At 67.3% G+C, this 23,122-nt stretch carries 21 protein-coding genes and 4 tRNA genes; 9 read left to right on the top strand and 16 right to left on the bottom strand.

What is annotated here, in order from left to right:
- Positions 1-60 precede the first annotated feature (60 nt).
- Positions 61-1,893, top strand: coding sequence for an ABC transporter ATP-binding protein (locus ACFIMZ_RS06255; protein WP_431821861.1), 1,833 nt, complete (start codon positions 61-63; stop codon positions 1,891-1,893).
- 86 nt (positions 1,894-1,979) lie between these two features.
- Here the strand turns inward: ACFIMZ_RS06255 and otsA are convergent, their stop codons facing one another.
- Together otsA and otsB are read right to left on the bottom strand one after the other, a co-directional pair.
- On the bottom strand, positions 1,980-3,368 hold the full coding sequence (gene otsA / locus ACFIMZ_RS06250; RefSeq protein ID WP_059536825.1) for an alpha,alpha-trehalose-phosphate synthase (UDP-forming): 1,389 nt from the start codon (positions 3,366-3,368) through the stop codon (positions 1,980-1,982).
- Positions 3,365-4,117, bottom strand: coding sequence for a trehalose-phosphatase (gene otsB / locus ACFIMZ_RS06245; RefSeq protein ID WP_431822433.1), 753 nt, complete (start codon positions 4,115-4,117; stop codon positions 3,365-3,367). The genes otsA and otsB overlap by 4 nt, the downstream gene beginning before the upstream one ends.
- A gap of 278 nt (positions 4,118-4,395) precedes the next feature.
- Between otsB and ACFIMZ_RS06240 the strand changes: the two genes are divergently transcribed.
- From ACFIMZ_RS06240 to ACFIMZ_RS06230, 3 genes are read left to right on the top strand one after another with little or no spacing between them, the layout of a single operon-like run.
- Positions 4,396-5,058 carry an SCO family protein gene (locus ACFIMZ_RS06240; RefSeq protein WP_431821860.1) on the top strand — a complete coding sequence of 221 codons (663 nt, stop codon included), beginning with the start codon at positions 4,396-4,398 and terminating at the stop codon, positions 5,056-5,058.
- A gap of 9 nt (positions 5,059-5,067) precedes the next feature.
- Positions 5,068-5,508, top strand: a complete 441-nt coding sequence (locus ACFIMZ_RS06235; protein ID WP_431821859.1) for a copper chaperone PCu(A)C — start codon at positions 5,068-5,070, stop codon at positions 5,506-5,508.
- Positions 5,509-5,517: 9 nt separating this feature from the next.
- On the top strand, positions 5,518-6,408 hold the full coding sequence (locus tag ACFIMZ_RS06230; RefSeq protein ID WP_431821858.1) for a cytochrome c oxidase assembly protein: 891 nt from the start codon (positions 5,518-5,520) through the stop codon (positions 6,406-6,408).
- Positions 6,409-6,427: 19 nt separating this feature from the next.
- Here ACFIMZ_RS06230 and ACFIMZ_RS06225 read toward each other — a convergent pair whose 3' ends face one another.
- Both ACFIMZ_RS06225 and ACFIMZ_RS06220 read right to left on the bottom strand, forming a co-directional pair.
- On the bottom strand, positions 6,428-6,925 hold the full coding sequence (locus tag ACFIMZ_RS06225; RefSeq protein WP_431821857.1) for a GNAT family N-acetyltransferase: 498 nt from the start codon (positions 6,923-6,925) through the stop codon (positions 6,428-6,430).
- Between the two features lie 125 nt (positions 6,926-7,050).
- Entirely contained in the window at positions 7,051-7,917 is an 867-nt protein-coding gene (locus ACFIMZ_RS06220) for a pirin family protein (RefSeq protein ID WP_431821856.1), read from the bottom strand.
- A 109-nt stretch (positions 7,918-8,026) separates the two neighbouring features.
- Between ACFIMZ_RS06220 and ACFIMZ_RS06215 the strand changes: the two genes are divergently transcribed.
- Both ACFIMZ_RS06215 and ACFIMZ_RS06210 read left to right on the top strand, forming a co-directional pair.
- Positions 8,027-8,944 (top strand): LysR family transcriptional regulator, encoded by a 918-nt coding sequence (locus ACFIMZ_RS06215; RefSeq protein WP_431821855.1) that lies wholly within the window; start codon positions 8,027-8,029, stop codon positions 8,942-8,944.
- A 140-nt stretch (positions 8,945-9,084) separates the two neighbouring features.
- Positions 9,085-9,588: a GAF domain-containing protein gene (locus ACFIMZ_RS06210; RefSeq protein WP_431821854.1), complete on the top strand. Its 504-nt coding sequence runs from the start codon at positions 9,085-9,087 to the stop codon at positions 9,586-9,588.
- 114 nt (positions 9,589-9,702) lie between these two features.
- On the opposite strand, the gene ACFIMZ_RS06205 is transcribed toward ACFIMZ_RS06210, so the two are convergent.
- The 7 genes from ACFIMZ_RS06205 to uvrC all read right to left on the bottom strand — a co-directional run bounded on the left by ACFIMZ_RS06205 (position 9,703) and on the right by uvrC (position 15,389).
- Positions 9,703-11,637 (bottom strand): collagenase, encoded by a 1,935-nt coding sequence (locus ACFIMZ_RS06205; RefSeq protein WP_431821853.1) that lies wholly within the window; start codon positions 11,635-11,637, stop codon positions 9,703-9,705.
- 421 nt (positions 11,638-12,058) lie between these two features.
- Positions 12,059-12,132: transfer RNA gene (locus tag ACFIMZ_RS06200), tRNA-Cys, on the bottom strand.
- A gap of 99 nt (positions 12,133-12,231) precedes the next feature.
- A tRNA-Gly gene (locus ACFIMZ_RS06195) sits at positions 12,232-12,307 on the bottom strand.
- Between the two features lie 49 nt (positions 12,308-12,356).
- Positions 12,357-12,432 (bottom strand) — tRNA-Gly (locus ACFIMZ_RS06190).
- 48 nt (positions 12,433-12,480) lie between these two features.
- A tRNA-Gly gene (locus ACFIMZ_RS06185) sits at positions 12,481-12,556 on the bottom strand.
- Positions 12,557-12,691: 135 nt separating this feature from the next.
- Entirely contained in the window at positions 12,692-13,279 is a 588-nt protein-coding gene (gene pgsA, locus ACFIMZ_RS06180) for a CDP-diacylglycerol--glycerol-3-phosphate 3-phosphatidyltransferase (RefSeq protein ID WP_084901730.1), read from the bottom strand.
- Between the two features lie 79 nt (positions 13,280-13,358).
- Positions 13,359-15,389 carry an excinuclease ABC subunit UvrC gene (gene uvrC / locus ACFIMZ_RS06175; protein ID WP_431821852.1) on the bottom strand — a complete coding sequence of 677 codons (2,031 nt, stop codon included), beginning with the start codon at positions 15,387-15,389 and terminating at the stop codon, positions 13,359-13,361.
- A 78-nt stretch (positions 15,390-15,467) separates the two neighbouring features.
- Here uvrC and earP point away from each other — a divergent pair, with 78 nt between their 5' ends.
- The 3 genes from earP (at position 15,468) to ACFIMZ_RS06160 (ending at position 19,007) form a co-directional block, all read left to right on the top strand.
- Positions 15,468-16,661, top strand: a complete 1,194-nt coding sequence (earP, locus tag ACFIMZ_RS06170) for an elongation factor P maturation arginine rhamnosyltransferase EarP (RefSeq protein WP_431821851.1) — start codon at positions 15,468-15,470, stop codon at positions 16,659-16,661.
- Positions 16,662-16,792: 131 nt separating this feature from the next.
- Positions 16,793-17,350: an elongation factor P gene (gene efp, locus ACFIMZ_RS06165; RefSeq protein ID WP_431821850.1), complete on the top strand. Its 558-nt coding sequence runs from the start codon at positions 16,793-16,795 to the stop codon at positions 17,348-17,350.
- Between the two features lie 271 nt (positions 17,351-17,621).
- Positions 17,622-19,007 carry a sigma-54-dependent transcriptional regulator gene (locus ACFIMZ_RS06160; protein WP_431821849.1) on the top strand — a complete coding sequence of 462 codons (1,386 nt, stop codon included), beginning with the start codon at positions 17,622-17,624 and terminating at the stop codon, positions 19,005-19,007.
- 130 nt (positions 19,008-19,137) lie between these two features.
- On the opposite strand, the gene nagZ is transcribed toward ACFIMZ_RS06160, so the two are convergent.
- The 5 genes from nagZ to era are packed head-to-tail and all read right to left on the bottom strand — an operon-like array spanning position 19,138 to position 23,113.
- Positions 19,138-20,166 (bottom strand): beta-N-acetylhexosaminidase, encoded by a 1,029-nt coding sequence (gene nagZ, locus ACFIMZ_RS06155; protein ID WP_431821848.1) that lies wholly within the window; start codon positions 20,164-20,166, stop codon positions 19,138-19,140.
- 15 nt (positions 20,167-20,181) lie between these two features.
- On the bottom strand, positions 20,182-20,616 hold the full coding sequence (gene acpS / locus ACFIMZ_RS06150) for a holo-ACP synthase (protein ID WP_431821847.1): 435 nt from the start codon (positions 20,614-20,616) through the stop codon (positions 20,182-20,184).
- A gap of 4 nt (positions 20,617-20,620) precedes the next feature.
- Positions 20,621-21,394, bottom strand: a complete 774-nt coding sequence (gene pdxJ / locus ACFIMZ_RS06145; protein WP_059637376.1) for a pyridoxine 5'-phosphate synthase — start codon at positions 21,392-21,394, stop codon at positions 20,621-20,623.
- On the bottom strand, positions 21,391-22,227 hold the full coding sequence (recO, locus tag ACFIMZ_RS06140; RefSeq protein WP_059614709.1) for a DNA repair protein RecO: 837 nt from the start codon (positions 22,225-22,227) through the stop codon (positions 21,391-21,393). Before recO ends, pdxJ begins: the two co-directional genes overlap by 4 nt.
- A complete protein-coding gene (gene era, locus ACFIMZ_RS06135; protein WP_010091844.1) occupies positions 22,214-23,113 on the bottom strand; it encodes a GTPase Era in 900 nt (299 codons plus the stop codon). Before era ends, recO begins: the two co-directional genes overlap by 14 nt.
- Between the last annotated feature and the right edge of the window lie 9 nt (positions 23,114-23,122).

Raw genomic sequence — 23,122 nt, 5'->3', positions numbered from 1 at the left:
CCGAAGGTCGGCATCCGGTCCGGCTGCAACGTTCAACCACCGATTCACCGCACGCATATTTTGGAAGCTCTCACCCCTGCCCAGCGCAACGCCTACAACGCGAAGCTGTCGAGCTACGCGCACCGGCCACTCGCGTTCCTGTTCCGCTACATCCGCCTGCATCCGGTCGCGCACTTCATCGTGCTCGTCAGCGTGCTGGCCGCCGTCGGCTGCGCGCTCGGCTCGCAATACGCGATCAAGCACCTGATCGACGTCCTCGCGACCGGCCGCCACCACCCGGGCCCGCTGTGGAGCGCGTTCGCGCTGCTCGTCGGCCTGATCGCCGCCGACAACCTGCTGTGGCGCGTCGGCGGCTGGTTCGCCGCGCACACGTTCGTCGCGGTCACGGGCGACCTGCGGCGCGACCTGTTCCAGTACCTGATCGGCCACTCGCCGACGTACTACGCGGAAAAGCAGCCCGGCACGCTCGCGAGCCGCATCACCGCGACGTCGAACGCCGTCTACACGTCGGAGAACACGATGGCGTGGAACGTGCTGCCGCCGTGCATCGCGGTGATGGGCGCGATCCTGATGATCATCGTCGTCAACCCGCTGATGGCGGCCGGCCTGCTCGGCTGCTCGGCGGTGCTCTCCGTCGTGCTGTTCAAGCTCGCCGGACGTGGCTCCGCGCGCCATCACACCTTCGCGGCGAAGGCCGCGGCGGTCGACGGCGAGCTCGTCGACGTGATCGGCAACATGGGCCTCGTGCGCGCGTTCGGGATGACGCTGCGCGAGCAGAAGCGCTTCGGCGCGACGGTCAAGGCCGAGATGGACGCGCGCCAGCAGAGCCTGCTCTATCTTGAAAAGCTGCGGCTGCTGCACGCGGTGATCACCGCAATGCTGTCCGCCGGCCTGCTCGGCTGGGCGCTGTGGCTGTGGGACCAGGGCAAGGCGACCTCGGGCGACATCGTGCTGGTCAGCTCGCTCGGCTTCACGATCCTGCACGGCACGCGCGATCTCGCGGTCGCGCTCGTCGACGTCACGCAGCATATCGCGCGTCTCGCCGAAGCCGTGAAGACGCTGCTCGAACCGCACGGGATGCCGGACCGCTCCGACGCGGTGCCGCTCGCCGCATCGGGCGGCCGCGTCGACTTCGAGCGCGTGACGTTCGCGTATCCGCACCGTCGCGCGATCCTCGACCACTTCGAGCTGCACATCGAGCCGGGCCAGCGCGTCGGCCTGATCGGCAAGTCCGGCGCCGGCAAGTCGACCGTGCTCGCGCTGCTGCAGCGCTTCTACGACACGCAGGACGGCGTCGTGAAGGTCGACGGCCAGGACGTGAAGTCGATCACGCAGGACAGCCTGCGCCATGCGATCGCGCTCGTCCCGCAGGACATTTCGCTGATGCACCGGTCGATCTACGACAACATCGCGTACGGCCGCCCCGACGCGTCGCGCGACGAAGTGCTCGCCGCCGCGCGCGACGCGCGCTGCGCGGAGTTCATCGAGGCGATGCCCGAGGGCTACGACACGATCGTCGGCGACCGCGGCGTCAAGCTGTCGGGCGGCCAGCGCCAGCGCATCGCGATCGCGCGCGCGATCCTGAAGAACGCGCCGATCCTGCTGCTCGACGAGGCGACGTCCGCGCTCGACAGCGCGTCGGAGGAAGCGATCCAGAGCGCGCTCGACCGCCTGATGGTCGGCCGCACGGTGATCGCGATCGCGCACCGCCTGTCGACGCTGCGCAATTTCGACCGGATCATCGTGATGAGCAGCGGCAAGGTGATCGACGACGGCAGCCCCGAAGTCCTGCGCAACCGCCCCGGCCTGTACCGCGACCTGCTCGCGAAACAGCACGGCCGCCATCACGTGGCGCCCGACGGCGGCCCGGCGGCCGGCGAACGCGTCGCCTGACGCGCGGCGCATCCGCCCAAAAACAAAGCCGCAGTGCATCACGCACTGCGGCTTTTTTCATTTCCGGCGCCGCACCGGGCGGCGGCTCAAGCGCGCTGCAGGTCGCGCAGGAAGTTGTCGCGCCACACCGACACGTTGTTCTCGCGCAGTTGCGCGATCATGTCCGCATAGCGCGCGCGCCGCTCGGCGAGCGGCATCGACAGCGCCCGCGACAGCGCTTCGGCCATCCCCGCGATGTCGATCGGATTGACGATCAGCGCGCCCGTCAGCTCGCGCGCGGCGCCCGCGAAACGCGACAGCACCAGCACGCCCGGATCGTCGGGGTTCTGCGCGGACACGTATTCCTTCGCGACAAGGTTCATCCCGTCGCGCAGCGGCGTCACGTAGCCGACCCGCGCGAGCCGGTACAGCGCGGCGAGCAGCTGGCGGTCGTACTGGCGATGGATGTAGAGGATCGGCGCCCAGTCGAGCTCCGCAAAGCGCCCGTTGATGCGGCCCGACTCCGCTTCGAGCTGCAGGCGGATGTCCTGGTACGCGCGCAGCTCCGCGCGGGTCGACGGCGCGATCTGCAGGAACGACACGCGGTTGCGGTGCGACGGTTCGTGCTCGAGCAGCTTCTCGAACGCGCGGAAGCGCTCGACGAGCCCCTTCGAGTAATCGAGCCGGTCGACGCTCATGATGAGCTTGCGGCCGCGCAGCGACGTTGCCAGCGTGCGCACCGCCTTGCCGTGCTCGCCCGCCTGCGCGAGCGACGCGATTTCGTCCGGATGCACGCCGATCGGATACGCGGCCGCGCGCAGCGTCTGGCCGAACGCGCGCACGGTCACCGCGCGAACGTCACGCCCATCGCGTTCGACCACGCCGTCCGCTTCGGACTCGATGTAGTCGCAGAACGCGCGCAGGTCGGGTTCGGTCTGGAAGCCGAGCAGGTCGAACGCACACAGCGCCTCGACGAGCTCGCGATGCGGCGGCACGTTGACGAGCACCTGCGCCGCCGGAAACGGAATGTGCAGGAAAAAGCCGATGCGGTTCTTCACGCCGGCCGCGCGCAGCGCGCGGGCGAACGGGATCAGGTGATAGTCGTGCACCCAGATCACGTCGTCGTCCTGCAGCAGCGGCACGAGCTGCTGCGCGAGCCACACGTTCACGCGGCCGTAGCCTTCGAACTCGTGGCGGTCGTACTGGATCAGGTCCGCGCGGTAGTGGAACGCGGGCCACAGCGTCGCGTTCGAGAAGCCGCGGTAGTACTGGTCATAGTCGCGCCGCGACAGGCCGACCGTCGCGAACGTGACCGGTCCATGCTCCTCGACGCGGATCTGCGGCGCGCCGGACGCGACGACCTCGCCGCTCCAGCCGAACCACATGCCGCCGGTTTCCTTCAGCGCGTCGTACACGCCGATTGCAAGCCCGCCCGCCGCCGGCTCGCCTTCGGAAATCGGCGCGACGCGGTTCGAAACGATGATGAGACGGCTCATGCGTGCTGCGGCTCCACGTCGAGCCAGCGGCGAATCTGCGCGTGCAGCGCGTCGACCGAGTCGAGCCGCACGCGCGCCGACGTCTCGCCCGCGCCGACCTTGATCGACAGGCCGCCGCGCGCGTTGACGACCGCGAACCCCTTCTCGTCGGTCAGGTCGTCGCCCGCGAACACCGGCGTGCGGCCCGCGAACGGCGGCTCGTTGAGGAAGGCCGCGAGCGCGCGCCCCTTGTCGACGCCCTTGGGCTTGATCTCGTACACCATCTTGCCCGGCTGCAGCACGTACGCGTCCGCATAGTCGGCGACGAGCCGCTCGGCCGCCTCGCGCGCAATCGTCTCGCGCTCGGGCGCGCTGCGGTAATGCAGCGCGACCGCCGCGCCCTTGATTTCGAGCAGCATGCCCGGATAGCGGTCAACCACATCCGCGAGCTCGCGCTCGATGCGCAAGAGGCGCGCATCGTTGAAGCCGACGCGCTGCGTGTCGCCGTTGGCGTCGCGCCGCTCCGCGCCGTGCAGGCCGGCGATCGGCAGATCGGGCATCTTCAGGTACTGGTCAATGTTGTCGATGCCGCGGCCGGACAGGATCGCGACAGCGCCGTGCGAGCGGCGCCGCAGCGCGTCGAGCAGCGCGAGCAGCGACGGCGGCACGTGAATGCTGTCGGGCGTCGGCGCCAGCTCGACGAGCGTGCCGTCGAAGTCGAAAAAGAACGCGGTATCGGTCAGGGACAGGGAAGCCGGGACGGATTGCATCGAGTCGATAGTCTGAGCGGCGGCCCGCATGACCGCCGCTCCACGAGAGGAATTGTGCGCATCTTACCGCGCCTTCGCGTCCGGATGGGCGAAACCGGCATGCGGCGCGGGCGATGCCCCTCGATGCGGCCGCTGCGACATATTGCCCCGCCACGGCGCGTCGCACGCGCTTCGCCGGGACGCTCGCGGGCGAATTGCGCTACAGTCGCAACCGCCTGCCGCGCGACGCTTGGCGTCGCGCCGGCCGTGCATCCGTTCCGTCCGATCGAGACCCCTGGATGTCGCCTGCTCCGCCTGCCCCATCTGACCCATCTGCCCATTGCGCGCCGCACCGGCGCCGCTCTCGCGTCGTCCGCACCGTCGCGGTGCTCGCCGCCGCCGTGGCGCTCGCCGCCTGCACGCGCGGCGAACCGCCCTGGCGCCTGACCGACGTGACCGGCCACCTGCCCGACCTGTCGTTCACGCTGACGGGCGGCGACGGCCGGCCGGTCGACGCGTCCGCATTCCGCGGCCGTGTCTCGCTCGTCTATTTCGGCTACACGCACTGCCCGGACGTCTGCCCGGAAACGATGGCGCGGCTGATGGAAGTCCTCGCGCAACTCGGCCCGCAGGCGCGCAACGTGCGCATCCTGTTCGTGTCGGTCGACCCCGCGCGCGACACGCCGCAGGCGATGCAGTCGTATGTCGCCGCGTTCGACGCCGAGCACGCGCGCGGCCTGACGGGCACCGACCGCCAGATCGAATCGCTCGCGAAGCGCTATCGGGTCGCGTACCAGATGGAACAACGCGATCCGTCGGGCGGCTACGAAGTGACGCACAGCTCGGCGGTCTACATCTTCGACGCGAGCGGCCGCGCGCGTCTGCTCGCGACCGACCGCGACAAGCCCGACGCCATCGCCGCCGATGTGCGCCGGATCCTCGACTCCGCTTCCTCCACCTGATCCCGAATCATGAAAACGAAACTCAAGACGCTCGCCCTCCTCGCCGCGCTGTCCGTCGGCGCCCACGCCTACGCCGCCGGCGCGATTTCCGCGCAGAACGGCTGGGTGCGCTGGCTGCCGAACAAGCTGCCCGCGGGCGGCTACGTGACGCTCGTCAACACGAGCGACAAGCCGGTCGACCTCGTCGACGTCGACAGCCCCGACTACGGGATGACGATGCTGCACCAGACCGTCTCGAACGGCTCGACGCAGAAGATGGAGATGGTCGACAAGCTGACGATTCCCGCGCGCGGCAAGGTCGACATCGCGCCGGGCGGCTACCACTTCATGCTCGAGGAGCCGAAGCACGCAATCAAGCCCGGCGACACGGTGCGCATGCGCCTGAAATTCTCCGACGGCGAGACGCTCGACACGCCGTTCGCGGTGAAGTCGCCGGCCCAGGCGAAGTAACGCCGCGCGATGGATCTCCTGTACTGGCTCGATCCGTGGGAACCGTCGCCGACCGTGGTCGTCGCGGTGCTGGCGGCCGGCGTGCTGTTCGCGCGCGGCGTGAAGAAGGCCAGGGTCACGCCACTGCGGCAGTTCTCGTTCTGGCTCGGGCTGACGGCGCTGTACGTCGCGCTGCATACGCGGCTCGACTACTTCTTCGAGCATGAGTTCTTCCTGCATCGCGCGCAGCACCTCGTGCTGCATCATCTCGGGCCGTTCTTCATCGCGCTCGCGTATCCGGGCGCGGCGATCCGCGCGGGCATTCCGTTCCGCTGGCGGCAGCGCTTCGTGCGCCCCGCGCTCGCGTGGCGGCCGGTGCGCACGACGCTCGACGTCGTGTTCAACCCGGTCGTCGCGGTCGTGCTGTTCGTCGGGCTGATCTACTTCTGGCTGCTGTCGCCGATCCACTTCGTCGCGATGCTCGACTGGCGCCTGTATCGCGTGATGAACTGGAGCATGGTGATCGACGGCCTGCTGTTCTGGTGGCTCGTCGTCGATCCGCGCCCGGCGCCGCCCGCGCGGCTCGCGCCGGGGCGCCGGATCCTGGTCGTCGTCGCGGCGATCCCGCCGCAGATCGTGCTCGGCGCGATGATCTTCTTCACGCCGCAGGAGCTGTATCCGATCTACTCGATCTGCGGACGCGCGTTCACGTGGCTGAGCCCGCTGCGCGACCAGCAGATCGGCGGCCTGCTGCTGTGGATCCCGGGCTCGATGATGAGCGTGATCGGCGCGGTGATCGCGCTGCGCCACTGGCTGCGGCTGTCCGCGCGCGGACGCCTGCGGGACGAACGCGCGGCAATGCGTGAGGCCGAGCGCGAGGCCGGCCAGGCGGTCGCGCGCAGCGTGCACCCCGCGCCTTGACGCGGCGCGCGCCGCCGCGTCAGGCGCGCGGCGCGCTGCGCATCCACACGTGCGGGATGCCGTCCTCGTCGTGCACGTCGGAACTCGGCGCGAAGCCGAACGCGCCGTAGAAGCGCTGCAGATGGGCCTGCGCATGCAGGCTGACCGGCGTGTCGGGCCATTGCGCGCGGATGTGCTCGAGCGCGTGCGACAGCAGCGCGTTGCCGAGACCCGCTCCGCGGAACGCGGCGGTCGTCAGCACGCGGCCGATCCGGATGTCGGGGTCCTGCGCATCGGGCAGCAGCACGCGCAGGTAGCCGGCCAGCCGGCCCGCTTCGTCATACGCGGCCAGATGCCATGCCGCCTGGTCCGCGTCGTCGATGTCGCGGTACACGCAATTCTGCTCGACGACGAACACCGCGCTGCGCGCTTCGAGAATCGTATAAACCTCACGCGCCGACAGCGCGTCGAAGGCTTTCCAGCGCCATTCGAGCGCATCGGTGGCGGGCGGGTTCGCGGCGGGTACGGGTGCGTTCATGTGCGGTCCTGATTCGGGCGCGCCGGCCGGCGCGCGGCAATCGACGATTATGCCCTGAAGCGCACGCGACGCGCGACCGCCTTGTACAAGCGACAACGGGCCCCGCATCGCGCGGGGCCCGTCCGTCACGCCGTCATCCTGCCGAAGCGGCCGCTGTTGAAGTCGTCGATCGCGGCGCGAATCTCCGCTTGCGAGTTCATCACGAACGGCCCGTAGCCGACGACCGGCTCGTCGATCGGTTCGCCGCTCAGGATCAGCAGCTTCGCGTCGCCGTTCGCTTCGATCTCGATGTCGCGACCGTCGCGGCTCAACTGCACGAACTGCGCTTCGCGCGCGACCGTTTCGCCGTTCACGAGCACCGCGCCGCCCAGCACGACCACCGCGAGCGTGCGCCCTTCCGCGACCGGAAACCGAGCGCGACCGCCCGCCGCGAGCCGCACGTCCCACACGTCGATCGGCGTGTGCGTGCGGGCCGGGCCGCGCCGCCCATCGAGTTCGCCCGCGATGATCCGCGCACGACCCGCGCCTTCCGGCAGTTCGACCACCGGGATGTCCGCGTTCAGCAGCGTCTGGTAGCCGGGCGCACCCATCTTGTCCGCAGCGGGCAGGTTCACCCACAGCTGCACCATTTCGAGCGGCCCGCCGCGCTTCGTGAACGCCTCCGAGTGAAACTCCTCGTGCAGGATCCCGCTCGCGGCCGTCATCCACTGGACGTCGCCGGGGCCGATCACACCGCCCGCGCCCGTCGAGTCGCGGTGCGCGACCTCGCCGTCATAGACGATCGTGACCGTCTCGAACCCGCGGTGCGGATGCTGGCCGACGCCGCGCGGCGCCGATGCCGGCTCGAACGTCGCCGGGCCCGCGTAATCGAGCAGCAGGAACGGGCTCAGATGCGCGCCATGCGACTGGTAGCTGAACATCGAGCGCACCGGAAACCCGTCGCCGACCCAATGGCCGCGCGGCGCACTGTACACACCCTGGATCTTCTTCATCTTCCTCTCCGAATTGCGGCGAAACCCGTGTTTCGCATCATGGATAGGAATATAGAATCAGAACGATCAGTCCGGTAGACTGCGAAAATCACACTCAGCGTTCCATTTCATGAACGATAGCCAGCGGGATCTGAACGATCTCTATTACTTCGTGCAGGTGGTCGACCACGGCGGCTTCGCGCCGGCGGGTCGTGCGCTGAACATGCCGAAATCGAAGCTGAGCCGGCGCATCGCGCTGCTCGAGGCGCGCGTCGGCATGCGGCTGATCCAGCGCTCGACGCGCCGCTTCACGGTGACCGAAGTCGGCCAGACCTACTACGCGCATTGCCGCGCGATGCTCGTCGAGGCCGACGCCGCCGACGAGGCGATCGCGCTGCTGCACGAGGAGCCGCGCGGCATCGTGCGGGTCACGTGCCCGGTCGCGCTGCTCGACTCGCTCGTCGGCGGGATGATCGCGGCGTTCATGAACGCGTGCCCGCGCGTCGAGATTCATCTGGAAGCGACCAACCGGCGCGTCGACGTGGTCGGCGAAGGGATCGACGTCGCGTTGCGCGTGCGCCCGCCGCCGCTCGAGGACAGCGATCTCGCGCTGCGCGTGCTGGCCGAGCGCGGGCAATGTCTTGTCGCGAGTCCCGCGCTGCTGCGCGAGCGCGGAATGGCGGCCGTGCCTGCCGACCTCGCCCGCCTGCCGAGCCTCGACCTCGGTGCACCGCAGGGCGCGCACGTGTGGCGGCTGCAGGGGCCCGACGGCGCGCGCGCGGAGATTCATCACCAGCCGAGACTCGTCACGGGCGGGATGCTCGCGTTGCGCGCGGCCGCGGTCGCCGGCGTCGGCATCGTGCAGTTGCCGACGATGATGGTGCGCGACGCGATCGCGCAGGGCGCGCTGACCGCCGTGCTGCCGGATTGGGCGCCGCGCCGCGAGATCGTGCATGCGGTGTTCGCGACGCGGCGCGGATTGCTGCCGGCAGTGCGCGCGCTGCTGGATTTCCTGGCGCAGCGCTTTGCCGAGCTCGAGCCCGACTGAACCCGAGGCGCGAGCTTGCGCATGCGCATCCGCGATGACGCGCGAACCGTCCTCAACACGCGCTGCACGTCAGCAGCATGTGCCGTAGACTGCCGCATACGCACATCGCGCATTTTCGACAACCCTTCCGCATTCCAGCCATGTTCACGCTGTCCAATGACCCGCACGCCTCCAAGGCCGATCAATACGCGACGCTCGTCGAGCAGGCCCGCTCGCTCGTCGAATCGGAACGCGATCTGATCGCCAATGCCGCGAACTTCGCAGCGCTCGTCTATCACGCGCTCGACCGGCTCAACTGGGCCGGCTTCTATTTCTTCGACGGCGCCGAGCTCGTGGTCGGCCCGTTCCAGGGCAAGCCCGCCTGCGTGCGAATCGCGCTCGGCAAGGGCGTGTGCGGCACGGCCGCGCAGACGCGCGAGACGCAGGTGGTGCGCGACGTGCACGCGTTCCCGGGCCACATCGCATGCGACGCGGCGTCCGAATCCGAGATCGTCGTGCCGCTCGTCGCGAGCGACGGCACGCTGATCGGCGTGTGGGACGTCGACAGCCCGGTCGCCGCGCGCTTCGACGACGACGATCGGCAAGGCATGGAAGCGTTGTGCCGCGTGTTCGTCGCGCATGCGTGGGAGAAGGCGCGAGGCTGAACAGGAATAAGGAAAGCGCCGGGGAATTGAACCGCACCCCAAGAGTTGGACATCGATCCAGCCTTTGGGGTGCAGGTCACAACGCGGGCTTTTTACTCAGGCGGCCGCGCTCGATTATCTCGCCGTCGGCAATGGCGGCTCGCCCGCCGTCGTTGCGTTGCGCGCCCAATCGACGAACTCGCTGTCGTAGCGGCGGCCGATATACGCGACGTAGTTCTCATAGCCGTCGTAATCACCCGCGCGGAAGCGCGCAACGATCGTGTCGACATCGGCGCGATGGCGCTCGAACATGAAGCGCGTCGCCATATAGCCCCATCGGTATGCACGCGCGACGTAGTCGCTCGACGAGTAACGCGTCCCGAGCACGTCCGAGAACCGGTACGCGCCCGTGTGCGCAGCGTCGATCGATTCCTGATTGTCGTTCTTTCTCGACAGATATTCGGCAACGCCTTCGATCCACCAGACGGTCGGCTTCGCGGTGCTCGCCGTGAAGTCGCCTGCCATGTCATAGCGGCCGTCGAGATAGTGCGTGAACTCGTGCTCGAGGTTCCAGACCTTGAACTCGGGCCGCAGCCACGATGCTTCGTGCGCGATGAAGCGCGCCTGGTTGCCGGGCGCTGACGGATCGCCTTCGAGATACATGCCGCCGTTGTCGGTGCTGATTCCGTAGATCACCGAAGCGTACTTGCGGTAGTTCGCGTAGTCGTCGAAGACGACGAGCTCGATTGTGTCGTTGCGATCGCCCGCGACCGGCTTGCGTCCGGTCTTCATCATCCGGTGAAAATAATCGTCCTGCCGAGCGACCGCCGTACATACCGACTGCAACTGCGGCACCGTCATGTCCTGCGCGAGAATGCGCACGCTCGCGTTGCACGCGTAACGATGCGTCAGCACCGCGTCGGCCAGGCGCTTCTTGTAGTCGCACGTGCCGTAATCCGCGCAGTTGCCGGGGTCCCCGTAGTCGACCGCTTCCGCGGCCGCGAGCCACAGATCGCTGTCCGCGCCCGTCATGTTCGTCGACGCGAGCATGTCCTGGATCATCTTCTTCACGCGCAGCTTCTGCGTCGGATAACGGAGAAAGCGATAAGTCTCGCGCGCCGCATCGGCGAGCTGATACGCGGCGCTTGTATTCGACAGGCTCGCGCGGTTCGCGGTGACGAAGCGATTGAGCGTCTCCGGCAGGGTCGCGTCGCTGTCGAGCATCTGCTGCGCGCCGGCGCGCTGATGCGCGTAGAAGAACACCGTCAGCAAGCCGGTGAAGCCGCCCGCCGCGCTCCGCTGCAGCAGCGGCGCCGCCGCCTGCGGATTCGTCGCGCTCGCCGTATAGAGTGCAACGCGGTTCTTCAGTGCAGGCAGGTAGTACGCCTCGTCCCTCATGTTCGTGATGAGCTTCATCAGCTCGTTCGCGGTGCTCGGCGCACGCGAATTCTCACGATAGAGTGCGTCACCCTCGAGGCTTTGCTTGATATACGGACGCAGTTGCACCGCGAGATTCGGAATCGGATCGGCGATGCCCGATACATCATATTGGTAATATGCAGAACGCAGATAAATCAGCAAATTGACTAAAATCAAATTGCTCGCGTCATAGCGATATACCTCCTGCACGAAACGACTCGCGACGGCGTGCACGTTTTCCGCATTAAAAATCTGCGCGGCCAGCGTTTTATCGACTGAAAACAGGCCGTAATGGCATTCATAATCGGGAAGATTGGCGATGTAGTCGGCGAGTGCCGCGCCGCGATACTGGGTCATCACCGACATGTCGCGGCAATCGGCACCCGATGCGCTGCGCTTGCTGCGCTTGAGCAGTTGCTTCTGCTGCGAAGGCTTGGTCAGCACCGCGCGGTCCTGCTCGCTGAGCGGCAGGTTGTACTCGGCCTGTTCGGGCGAGACCGGCAGGTTCTGCGGCACGCGCGGCATGCGCGCCTGCTTTTGCTGCGCTGGCTGCGTGTTGGCCGACGCAGTGCCGACCAGCCACGCGAATACCGACAGCGCCACGGCGGCCGACCAGCGACGGGTTTTGCGAGACACCTTATTTATTAGCATTCTACTTATCCTCGGTTATATTTACCGCGCAAATATAATACCAGCAGCGCGATAAATATAGGGAAATATCATATTAACGACATATTTGCATATAATCGTTAAAATACTTTCATGAAATGCATCTCGCCATTTCAACGAATGGCAGCGTTTTGGCCAATTCACTGGAGCGGGACCAGATCGATTCGGCCCGGGCGGCATGGACCTCTGGTTACCCTGCTTTTTCGGGCGGCTGTCCGTCGTTACGACGGACCGTCACCGTGATGTCCGGCGACATCGCAAACAGCGTAACGTGCTCCGCTTGCTCGTCCGCACGCGACGACGATCCGAAGAAATACTCCTTCGAACCACTCTGGGCGACTTTCTGACAAGGATGAAAACGGAGGGGGGAAAAAGAAAAGCCCCGACAGAGCGGGGCTTTTTCTGGAGGCGCGAGCCGGAGTCGAACCGGCCTAAACGGCTTTGCAGGCCGCTGCATAACCGCTTTGCTATCGCGCCGTAAGCGGACTGTTCACTCGCCGTGCCGGCGAGCGACAGATTTCTTTGATGACCGTCGGTCCATCAAATAAAAAGGGAAGCGTTGCTTCCCCCAATGTCTGGAGCGGGAGACGAGTCTCGAACTCGCGACCTCAACCTTGGCAAGGTTGCGCTCTACCAACTGAGCTACTCCCGCATTGTCCTGCAACTGCAGCGCTTGCCATACAACGCGCCGCCAAAAAACCTGGAGCGGGAGACGAGTCTCGAACTCGCGACCTCAACCTTGGCAAGGTTGCGCTCTACCAACTGAGCTACTCCCGCATTGTCCTGCAACTGCAGCGCTCGCCGTACAACGCGCTGCCAAAAACCTGGAGCGGGAGACGAGTCTCGAACTCGCGACCTCAACCTTGGCAAGGTTGCGCTCTACCAACTGAGCTACTCCCGCATACTGCTTCTGCTTCGCCGCACCCACTTCGTCGTGCAGCGGAGAAGCGAGATTATGTCGAAGGCCCATTCGGGTGTCAAGGGTTTTTCGCGCCCTTTTTCCAAAAAATTCTCCGCCCCGGCATGGCAGACCGCGTCACACACGGCTGCGCTCTCGAATCTGCGGCCACGCGAGCTTCATGTAGTACAGCATCGACCAGATCGTCAGCACTGCGGCGAGATACATCAGCCACTCGCCCCACACGCGCGTGTCGAGCGTCGCGAAACCGAGCGGCAGCGGTCCGTAGTACAGCAGCATCGGAATCGCGACCATCTGGCATGCGGTCTTGAACTTGCCGAGCTGATTCACCGCGACGCTCTTCGATGCACCGATCTGTGCCATCCATTCGCGCAGCGCCGAGATCGCGATCTCGCGGCCGACGATCACGAGCGCGATCGCCGCGTCGACGCGTGAAATCTGCACGAGGATCAGCAGCGCGGCCGTCACCATCAGCTTGTCCGCGACCGGGTCGAGGAACGCGCCGAACGACGAGGTCTGATTCCATTTGCGGGCCAGGTAACCGTCGAACCAGTCCGTCAGCGCGGCGAGGATGAAGATCAGCGCCGCCGCGAGGTTGCGGTGCGCGCCGCCCATCACCGTGTCCGGCAGATAGAACACGCCGACGACGAGCGGAATCAGCACGATCCGCACCCACGTCAGGAAAATCGGGAAATTGAACGGCATGGCATCCGGGACAGTAAAGGATTCGCAATTGTGCCGCGTCGACCGCCCTGCCACAAGCGAGGCGGGCGGCGGCGCCGTGTCAGTGCAACTGCCTGTAGATCTGCTCGGCGAGCGCGCGCGAAATGCCCTCGACGCTCGCGAGTTCGTCCACGCTCGCCGCGACGACGCCGCGCAACCCGCCGAAGCGGGCGAGCAGCCGCTGCCGGCGTTTCGCGCCGACCCCTTCGAGCTCCTCGAGCCGCGACGTCTGGCGGGCCTTCGCCCGCTTCGCACGCATCCCGGTGATCGCAAACCGGTGCGCCTCGTCGCGGATCTGCGCGACGAGCATCAGCGCGGCGCTCTCCTTGCCGAGCTCGAGCGGCGCGCGGCCGTCGGCGAACACGAGCGTCTCGAGCCCGACCTTGCGCCCCTCGCCCTTCGCGACGCCGACCAGCATCGACGTGTCGAGGCCCAGCTCGGTGAACACCTGCCGCGCGATCTCGACCTGCCCCTTGCCGCCGTCGATCAGCACGATGTTCGGCAGCAGGCTGGCGGCCTCGGCCTGGCGCGTCGTCTCGCCGTCGATGCCGGCCGCGTCGTCGGCGGCCGCGGCCTGCGCCGCCTGCTCGACCATCTTTTCGTAGCGGCGCGTCAGCACCTGCCGCATCGCCGCGTAATCGTCACCGGGCGTGATGCCGGTGATGTTGTAGCGCCGGTATTCGCCGGACTGCATCTTGTGATGGTGATAGACGACGCACGAAGCCTGGGTCGCCTCGCCCATCGTGTGGCTGATGTCGAAGCACTCGATCCGCAGGTGCGCCAGGTCGTCGTTCTCGTAGCCGAGCGTGTCGGCGAGCGCGCGCGTGCGCGCCTGCTGCGAGCCCTGCTCGGACAGCAGCCGCGCGAGCGCGAGGCCCGCGTTCTGCTCGGCCATCGACAGCCACGCGCGCCGCTGGCCCTGCGGCTGCCGCACCAGCGACACCTTGTGGCCGGCCTGCTCGGACAGCAGGTCGAGCAGGTCGCGGCTCGCGGGCGCATGGCTCACGACGAGCACCGGCGGCACGCGGTTGCCGAGGTAATGCTGCGCGATGAACGCATCGAGCACCTCGGCCTCGACCGACGCCTGCGCATCGCCCACGCCACCCGCGCCGGCCATGCCGGCCGCGTCTTCCGCCGGCTGGTCCGGCGGCGCGTCGACCGCCAGCTCGGCCTCGTCGTCGAGCCCGCCTTCCGCAAGCGTCAACGCGCTCTCGACGTGCGTCGGGAAATACGCCTTGTCGCCGAGATGCCGGCCGCCGCGCACCATCGCGAGGTTCACGCACACGCGCCCGCCCTGCGCGACCACCGCGAGGATGTCGACGTCGCTGTCGCTGCCGACCTCGATCGCCTGCTGATGCAGCACGGTCGCGAGCGAGCTCATCTGGTTGCGCACGGCCGCCGCCTGCTCGAACTTCAGCTCCGCCGCGAACCCGTGCATCTTCTGCTCGAGCTCCTTCATCACTTCGGACTGCCGGCCGAGCAGGAAGCGCGCGGCGTTCGACACGTCGCGCGCGTAGTCCTCTTCCGAAACCGCGCCGACGCACGGCGCGGTGCAGCGCCCGATCTGGTGCAGCAGGCACGGCCGCGTGCGGTTGTTGAACACCGAATCCTCGCAGGTGCGCAGCTGGAACACGCGCTGCAGGATCTGGATGCTCTCGCGCACGGCCCACGCGCTCGGGAACGGCCCGAAATACTGGTTCTGCTTGTCGACGGCGCCACGGTAATACGCCATCCGCGGAAAGCGGTGCGCGGTCAGCTTCAGGTACGGATACGACTTGTCGTCGCGAAACAGGATGTTGTAGCGCGGCGCGAGCGCCTTGATCAGGTTGTTCTCGAGCAGCAGCGCTTCCGCCTCCGAGCGCGTGACGGTCGTCTCGACGCGCGCGATGCGCGTGACCATCATCGCGATGCGCGGCGACAGCTGCGTCTTCGTGAAATAGCTCGACACGCGCTTCTTCAGGTCGCGCGCCTTGCCGACGTAGAGCACCGCGCCGGCCGCGTCGTAATAGCGGTAGACGCCGGGCAGGTGCGGCAGCTGCGCGAGGATCTTCTTCGGTTCGAACGGGGCTTCGGAGGCTTCTGGGGATGTCATGCGTGATCCGGGCGCCGCGAGGCGCGCGAACGGGTCTATTAGAATCGCCAGTTTAGAGCATTCCACCTGCCCGCTCCGATGCCACACACCGTCCCCCGCCCCCACGACCCGACGCCGCGCGCGCCGGACGAATCCGTCGCCTGCGACATCTTCTGCACCGTCGTCGACAACTTCGGCGACATCGGCGTGTGCTGGCGCCTCGCGCGCCAGCTCGCGCACGAGCACGGCTGGCAGGTGCGGCTCATCGTCGACGACCTGCGCACGTTCGCGCGCCTGCTGCCCGGCGTCGAGCCCGACGCGCTGCGGCAGACCGCCGACGGGGTCGTGATCGAGCACTGGCACGCCGAAGTCGGCGACGCGATCGAGATCGCCGACGTCGTGATCGAGGCGTTCGCGTGCGAGCTGCCGGGCCCGTATCTCGCGGCGATGGCGCGCCGCGAGCGCCGGCCCGTGTGGATCAACCTCGAATACCTGAGCGCCGAGGACTGGGTTGCCGACTTCCATCTGCGGCCGTCGCCGCATCCGCGCTACCCGCTCGTCAAGACGTTCTTCTTCCCCGGCCTGTCGGCCGGCACCGGCGGCGTCCTGAAGGAACGCGACCTCGACGCGCGCCGCGCGGCCTTCGACGCCGACGCGCGCGCGCGCGCCGCCTGGTGGCGGCGCACGACGGGCGACGCGCCGCCCGCGCCGGGCACGACGGTCGTCAGCCTGTTCGCGTACGAAAATCCGGCCGTCGACGCGCTGCTCGCGCAGTGGCGCGACGGCCCGTCGCCGGTCGTCGCGCTCGTGCCGGAGGGGCGCGTGTCGCCCGCCGTCGCGCGCTTTTTCGGGGTCGAGTCGTTCGGCGCCGGCGCACGGGCGAGCCACGGCAATCTCACCGCGCATGGGCTCGCGTTCGTCCCGCAGTCGGACTACGATCCGCTGCTGTGGATCGGCGACCTGAACCTCGTGCGCGGCGAGGATTCGTTCGTCCGCGCGCAATGGGCGCGCAAGCCGTTCGTGTGGCACATCTATCCGCAGGCCGACGACGCGCACCTGCCGAAGCTCGACGCCGCGCTCGCGCATGTCGGCGCCGGCCTCGCCGACGCGCCGCGCGACGCCCTCGCCCGCTTCTGGCACGCATGGAACGGCGCGGGCATGCCCGACTGGGCCGATTTCTGGCAGCACCGCGCGGCGCTGCAGGCGAATGCGGCCGATTGGGCCGACGCGCTGGCGGCCGTCGGCGATCTCGCCGGAAAGCTGGCCGAGTACGCAAAATCTCAGTTAAAATAAACGGTTATCCGACGGCTGACCACGCAAGCGCTTGCTTTTGGCGCCCGCCCGGAACGTACCCGCTTGGCGCCGTCAACCGTTGCGCAACGCTCAGGCACCTATTTATTTGATTTGATCAGGACAGTTTTTTTATGAAAACCGCACAGGAACTCCGCGTAGGCAACGTCGTGCAGATCGGCAGCGACGCTTGGGTCATCGCGAAGACGGAATACAACAAGTCTGGCCGTAACGCCGCTGTCGTCAAGATGAAGATGAAGAACCTGCTGACCAACGCAGGCCAGGAGTCGGTCTACAAGGCCGACGACAAGTTCGACGTCGTCGTGCTCGACCGCAAGGAAGTGACGTACTCGTACTTCGCCGACCCGATGTACGTGTTCATGGACGCCGACTACAACCAGTTCGAAGTCGAAGCGGAAATGATGGGCGACGCGCTCCATTACCTCGAAGACGGCATGGCGTGCGAAGTCGTGTTCTACAACGAGAAGGCAATCTCGGTCGAACTGCCGACGGTCCTCGTGCGCGAAATCACCTACACCGAGCCGGCCGTCAAGGGCGACACGTCGTCGGGCAAGGTGCTGAAGAACGCGAAGCTCGCAACCGGTTTCGAACTGCAGGTTCCGCTGTTCTGCAATACCGGCGACAAGATCGAAATCGACACGCGTACGCACGAATACCGCAGCCGCGCGTAATCGCCAGGCGGTTTCCGCGTTGAACAAAGCGCCCTTCGGGGCGCTTTTGTTTTGCCGGCGTCAACAGCACGCCGCCGTGCCGACACCGGAATGCACCACAAAAGCGACGCATAAAGATATTCAATTTGTATCATCGGTAACTGTTTTATAGCGATGGAGAAATAATCTTCGTTACGCGTTCGCCGGGGCATAAAATCAGTTTTTTATCTCGAAATGCGGCTGCGGATTTTCGGCCGATGGCCCGCCTCTCTTGACACGACACGCGTCCACCATGCCACACGCCCTGATTGTCGAAGACGATCCAAACAGTCTGTCCGGCCTCACCGCGCTCCTCGCCGCGGACGGCTTCTCGGTCGACACGGCTACGTCGCTTGCCGAAGCGCGCACCGCGCTCGGCCGCTCGATCCCCGACGTCGTCCTCGTCGACCTGAACCTGCCGGACGGCAGCGGGTTCGACCTGCTTCAGCACCTGCCGCAGCAGCAGCCGAACGGCTCGCTGCCGGTCATCGTGCTGACCGGCAACGCGACGGTCGAAAGCGCGATCGAAGGCCTGCGCCACGGAATCTGGGACTACCTGCTCAAGCCGATCAACATTCCGCGCCTGCGCAGCCTGCTCGCGCGCATTCCCCGGCCCTACGAACTGATCGACGAAGTGCAGTCGCTGCGCGCGTCGCTGCGCCACCTCGGCCGCTTCGGCGCGCTGGTTGGCCGCAGCGAAGCCATGCAGCACGTGTACGACATGATCGAGCACAACGCGCGCACCGAAACGGCCGTGCTGTTCTCGGGCGAGGCCGGCACCGGCAAGAAGCTGGCCGCGCGCACGCTGCATGACCTGAGCCGCCGCCGCAAGGGGCCGTTCGTCGCGTTCGACTGCCGCACGCTCGCGCAGGCCGGACATCACGGCGCAGCGCTCGACAGCGTGCTGTTCGGCCACGAGCGCGGCGCGTACGACGGCGCCGAGCGGCGCGAATCCGGCCTGTTCGAGCAAGCGAGCGGTGGCACGCTGTTCCTCGACGAGATCACGGCGCTGCCGCTCGTGCTGCAGGAAGCGCTGCTGCAGGCGCTCGATTCGCAGAACTTCATGCGCATCGGCGGCACGAGCCCGGTCGCGAGCGACTTCCGGCTGATCGCCGCCACGCGCCGCCCGGCGCGCGAAGCGGTCGCGAGCGGCACGCTGCGCGAAGATCTGTGGCTGCGCCTCGACGCGGCGTCGATCTCGATGCCGCCGCTGCGCGAACGCGACGGCGATGCGCTGTCGATCGCCGATGCACTGATCGACGAACTGAACCGCGAGGCGCGCGCGACCGGCCGCAGCACGACCGACAAGCGCGCCGCGCCGGGTTTCGTGCGCGAATGCCTGTCCTACGAGTGGCCGGGCAACGTGCGCGAGCTGCAGGAGCGCGTGCGCTTCGCGTACGACGCATCCGGCGACTTCATCGACACGCTGCGCGCCGGCGAAGCGAGCTTCTCCGCGGGCGCCGCGCTGAACGGCAGCAGCGTGCAGATCAAGGTCGGCACGCCGCTGTCGGACGTCGAGGATCTGCTGATCCGCGCGACGCTCGATGCGGTCGGCGGCACGCGCCATCGCGCGGCGACGCTGCTCGGCATCAGCCCGAAGACGCTGTACAACAAGCTGCAGCGGATGAAGGTGAACTGAGGCAGCGCGGCGCGGATCGCGCCGCCACAAATGAGACAGCCCGCTCAGCATCTGCTGATCGGGCTGTCTCGGTCAGGCTGACCGGCCGCTTGAAGCCGCGCGAGTTGCGCGGCTGTTTCGTTTCGCGCGCTTACGCGAACGCGTCGCGCAGCAGCGCCTGCGCACGCAGATACTCGGGCTGCGCGATCAGCTTGTCCCACTTGGCCGGCTTGCCGCGTGCTCGCATCCGCTTGATGCGTCGCACCGAGTCCGGCGACGGCTGCGCCTTCAATCCGTTCAGCACGGCTTCGGCCGCATCCGGCTGGTTGCAGACCAGCACCATGTCGCACCCGGCCGCAAGCGCAGCGTCGGCCGCCTGCGTCAGCGTGCCGCCTTCTCGCGCGGCCTCCATCGACAGATCGTCGCTGAAGATCGCGCCGGTGAAGCCGAGCCGGCCGCGCAGGATGTCCTGCAGCCAGACCCGCGAGAAACCGGCCGGCCGCGCGTCGACCTGCGTGTAGATCACATGCGCCGGAATCACCGCCGCCAGCGACAGGCCGAGCCAGTCGTAAGGCGCGACGTCCTGCTTGAGGATCGTGTCGAGCGGCCGGTCGTCGGTGGGCAGCGCGACGTGCGAATCGGCTTCCGCGAAACCGTGCCCGGGGAAATGCTTGCCGCAGTTCGCCATGCCGGCGAGCGAGAGCCCGTGGTTCACGCTCTTCGCGAGCATCGTCACGACGCGCGGATCGCGATGGAACGCGCGATCGCCGATCACTTTCGAGTGGCCGTAGTCGAGATCGAGCACGGGCGTGAAGCTCATGTCGATCCCGCATGCGCGCAGCTCCGCGGCGAGGATGTAGCCGACCGCGGTCGCAACCTTCGTCGCCCGCAGCACGTCCTGGTCCCACAGCTCGCCGAGGCGGCGCATCGCGGGCAGCACCGTGAAGCCGTCGGTGCGAAAGCGCTGCACGCGGCCGCCCTCGTGATCGACGGCAATCAGCACGTCCTCGCGGATCGCGCGAATGGCGTCGGTCAGCTCAGTCAGCTGCGCACGATTCTGGAAGTGCCGCGCGAACAGGATCACGCCGCCGGTGTTCGGATGCGCGAGACGGCGCGCGTCGTCGCGCGTCAGGGCCGTGCCGACGACGTCGAGCATGACCGGGCCGGGAGTCGTTTTCATCGAATCGGGAATCCGTCAGGGAGAAGATCGTGGAACCGGTGGAGCCGCCGCAGGCATGTCGGTCTCGGCGATCACGAACGACACCGCGTAATCGCGCTCGTCGCTGACCGTCACGCGGGCGGTGATGCCGCGCGCCGCAAGCCAGTCGGCCAGTTCGCCGGACGCGGCGACATACGGCTCGCCGCTCGGTTGATTGAGGGTCTGCAGCGCGCGCCACGTCATCGGCCAGTGCATGCCGAGCCCGATCGCCTTCGAGAACGCTTCCTTCGCGGAAAAGCGCGTCGCGAGGAACGCGATGCCGCGCGCCTCGGAGCGTGCGCGGCGCGCGTGGAACACGCGCAGCTCGTCGGGCCCAAGCACTTTCTCGGCGAACCGGCCGCCGGTGCGCTCGAGCACCGCCGCGATGCGGCTCACCTGGACGATGTCGGTGCCGATGCCGTAGATCGCCATGCGTTCAGCGTGCGCCGTGCAGCGCCGCGACGCGCGCCGCTACCATGATCGCCTTCATCTCGCGCACCGCGTTGTCCCAGCCCGCGAAGATCGCATGCGCGACGATCGCGTGGCCGATGTTCAGTTCGACGATGCCGTCGATCGCCGCGATCTGCTGCACGTTCGTGTAATGCAGTCCGTGCCCCGCGTTGACCTTCAGGCCGAGCTGCGCGCCCGCCTGCACGCCCGCGACGATCCGCTCGTATTCGCGCTGCTGCTCGGCCGCGTCGTGCGCGTCGGCGTAGCGGCCCGTGTGCAGTTCGATCACCGGCGCGCCCGCTTCGTGCGCGGCGCGGATCTGCGTCTCGTCCGGATCGATGAACAGCGACACGCGCACGCCGGCGTCGGCAAGTTGCCGACACGCGGCGCGCACGGCCTCGAAGCGGCCCGCGACGTCAAGACCGCCTTCGGTCGTCAGCTCCTCGCGCTTTTCGGGCACGAGGCACGCGTCGTGCGGCTTGACCTCGCACGCGATGTCGAGCATCTCGGCCGTCACCGCGCATTCGAGGTTCATGCGCGTCTTCAGGAGCGGGCGCAGCTTGCGCACGTCCGCGTCGACGATGTGCCGGCGATCCTCGCGCAGGTGCAGCGTGATCGCGTCGGCGCCGGCCTCTTCGGCGGCGAGCGCCGCGCGGATCGGGTCGGGATAGGTCGTGCCGCGCGCATTGCGCAGCGTCGCCACGTGGTCGATGTTGACGCCGAGATCGATGGCGGTGGGCGAAGTCAGGAAGAAGCTCATAGATTTTGCAGGTCGATCAGGATCTGGCGCGTCGCGAGCGGCGTGCCGCCGAGATAGGTGTTCAGCAGAAAGCGCATCAGCGTCTTGCTTTGCGCGACGGTCTGGGCTCGATGGTAATCGTCCTGCTCCATGTCGAGCAACGTCTGTCCGGAAACCACCGGCCAGTGCGACGGCACGTCGTCGTCCGCGCCGCGCACGCCGCGCTCGGGATCGAACACGTACAGGCGGTCGGCCTCGACCGCGCGGCGCGCGACCGTGCGGTTCAGCGCCATCGCATAGCCCGTTTCGCGCAGCAGCACGCGCTCGAACGAGCGCAGCACCTGCACCGCGGGCTCGCCATGCGCGAGGCGCGTGAGCGTCACGACGTAATGATTGAAGAGCGGCGGCTGCGGATCTTCGCGTGCGCAGAACTTGACGAGCAATTCGTTTGCGTAGAACCCGCACAGCAGCGCGTCGCCGGCGAGCGGCAGCATCCCGCCGACCCACTCGGCGCCCGTCAGCGTACGCATCTCGGACTTGCCGGACCACGACAGCAGCAGCGGCTGGAACGTCTGCAGCACGCCGCGCAGCGCGGAATGCGGACGCTTCGCGCCTTTCGCGACGAGCGCGAGCCGGCCGTGATCGCGCGTCAGCACGTCGATGATCAGGCTCGTTTCACGATAGGGATAGCTGTGCAGCACGAACGCCGGCTGCTCGGCGACGCGGAAATCGGACGTGCGCGAGGTCGCGCGCCGCGCCTTGCGCGGCGGTGCGGGGGGCGCGGCAGGCGGCGGCGCGTCGGCGCCTGCCTCTACCGCGTCTTCGGTCGACGTCAGCGCGTCATTCGTACCCATAGGCACGAAGCCCCGCTTCGTTGTCGGCCCAGCCACTCTTCACCTTGACGAAGGTCTCGAGATAGACGGGGCCGTCGAACAGCTTTTCCATGTCCATCCGCGCTTCGGTGCTGATCTGCTTGAGCTTCGCGCCCTTCTTGCCGATCACCATCGCCTTGTGCGAATCGCGCTCGACGAGGATCGTCGCGAAGACGCGCTTCAGCCGCCCTTCCTCCTCGAACTTGTCGATGATGACCGTGCTCGTGTACGGCAGCTCGTCGCCGGTCCAGCGGAACACCTTCTCGCGCAGGATCTCGGCGGCGAGGAAGCGCGAACTGCGGTCGGTCAGGTCGTCCTCGCCGTAGATCGGCTCGCCTTCCGGCAGGTACGGCTTGACCGTCTCCATCAGGCGCTGGATGTCTTCGACGTGCTTTGCCGACAGCGGCACGATTTCCGTGAACTCGCGCAGCGCGCTCACCTTCTGCATGAACGGGTACAGCGTCGTCTTGTCGTTCACGCGGTCGAGCTTGTTCGCGATCAGCAGCGTCGGAACGCCGGGCGGAATCAGGTCGAGCACCTTCTGGTCGTCCGGCCCGAAGCGGCCGGCCTCGATCACGAACAGGATCGCGTCGACCGACGTCAGCGTCGACGTGACCGCGCGGTTCAGCGAGCGGTTCAGCGCGGTACTGTGGCGGGTCTGGAAGCCGGGCGTATCGACGAAGATGAATTGCGCATCTTCGGTCGTGTTGATGCCGGTGATGCGGTGGCGGGTCGTCTGCGCCTTGCGGGACGTGATGCTGATCTTCTGGCCGACGAGCGCGTTCATCAGCGTCGACTTGCCGACGTTCGGACGGCCCACGATCGCGATCATGCCGCAGCGGAAACCAGTGGGAGCGGTAGCGTTCATATCGATTGG

The organism is Burkholderia sp. F1, assembly GCF_050813845.1.
Taxonomy (GTDB): domain Bacteria; phylum Pseudomonadota; class Gammaproteobacteria; order Burkholderiales; family Burkholderiaceae; genus Burkholderia; species Burkholderia ubonensis.
Note: the sequence above shows the minus strand (reverse complement) of the source record. Positions and strands in the feature narration are given on the sequence as shown.

Coding starts and splice junctions, on each gene's coding strand:
- otsA (WP_059536825.1), bottom strand. CDS start 3,368: ATGAGCCGTCTCATCATCGTTTCGAACCGCGTCGCGCCGATTTCCGAA.
- otsB (WP_431822433.1), bottom strand. CDS start 4,117: ATGCAATCCGTCCCGGCTTCCCTGTCCCTGACCGATACCGCGTTCTTT.
- ACFIMZ_RS06240 (WP_431821860.1), top strand. CDS start 4,396: ATGTCGCCTGCTCCGCCTGCCCCATCTGACCCATCTGCCCATTGCGCG.
- ACFIMZ_RS06235 (WP_431821859.1), top strand. CDS start 5,068: ATGAAAACGAAACTCAAGACGCTCGCCCTCCTCGCCGCGCTGTCCGTC.
- ACFIMZ_RS06230 (WP_431821858.1), top strand. CDS start 5,518: ATGGATCTCCTGTACTGGCTCGATCCGTGGGAACCGTCGCCGACCGTG.
- ACFIMZ_RS06225 (WP_431821857.1), bottom strand. CDS start 6,925: ATGAACGCACCCGTACCCGCCGCGAACCCGCCCGCCACCGATGCGCTC.
- ACFIMZ_RS06220 (WP_431821856.1), bottom strand. CDS start 7,917: ATGAAGAAGATCCAGGGTGTGTACAGTGCGCCGCGCGGCCATTGGGTC.
- ACFIMZ_RS06215 (WP_431821855.1), top strand. CDS start 8,027: ATGAACGATAGCCAGCGGGATCTGAACGATCTCTATTACTTCGTGCAG.
- ACFIMZ_RS06210 (WP_431821854.1), top strand. CDS start 9,085: ATGTTCACGCTGTCCAATGACCCGCACGCCTCCAAGGCCGATCAATAC.
- ACFIMZ_RS06205 (WP_431821853.1), bottom strand. CDS start 11,637: ATGCTAATAAATAAGGTGTCTCGCAAAACCCGTCGCTGGTCGGCCGCC.
- pgsA (WP_084901730.1), bottom strand. CDS start 13,279: ATGCCGTTCAATTTCCCGATTTTCCTGACGTGGGTGCGGATCGTGCTG.
- uvrC (WP_431821852.1), bottom strand. CDS start 15,389: ATGACATCCCCAGAAGCCTCCGAAGCCCCGTTCGAACCGAAGAAGATC.
- earP (WP_431821851.1), top strand. CDS start 15,468: ATGCCACACACCGTCCCCCGCCCCCACGACCCGACGCCGCGCGCGCCG.
- efp (WP_431821850.1), top strand. CDS start 16,793: ATGAAAACCGCACAGGAACTCCGCGTAGGCAACGTCGTGCAGATCGGC.
- ACFIMZ_RS06160 (WP_431821849.1), top strand. CDS start 17,622: ATGCCACACGCCCTGATTGTCGAAGACGATCCAAACAGTCTGTCCGGC.
- nagZ (WP_431821848.1), bottom strand. CDS start 20,166: ATGAAAACGACTCCCGGCCCGGTCATGCTCGACGTCGTCGGCACGGCC.
- acpS (WP_431821847.1), bottom strand. CDS start 20,616: ATGGCGATCTACGGCATCGGCACCGACATCGTCCAGGTGAGCCGCATC.
- pdxJ (WP_059637376.1), bottom strand. CDS start 21,394: ATGAGCTTCTTCCTGACTTCGCCCACCGCCATCGATCTCGGCGTCAAC.
- recO (WP_059614709.1), bottom strand. CDS start 22,227: ATGGGTACGAATGACGCGCTGACGTCGACCGAAGACGCGGTAGAGGCA.
- era (WP_010091844.1), bottom strand. CDS start 23,113: ATGAACGCTACCGCTCCCACTGGTTTCCGCTGCGGCATGATCGCGATC.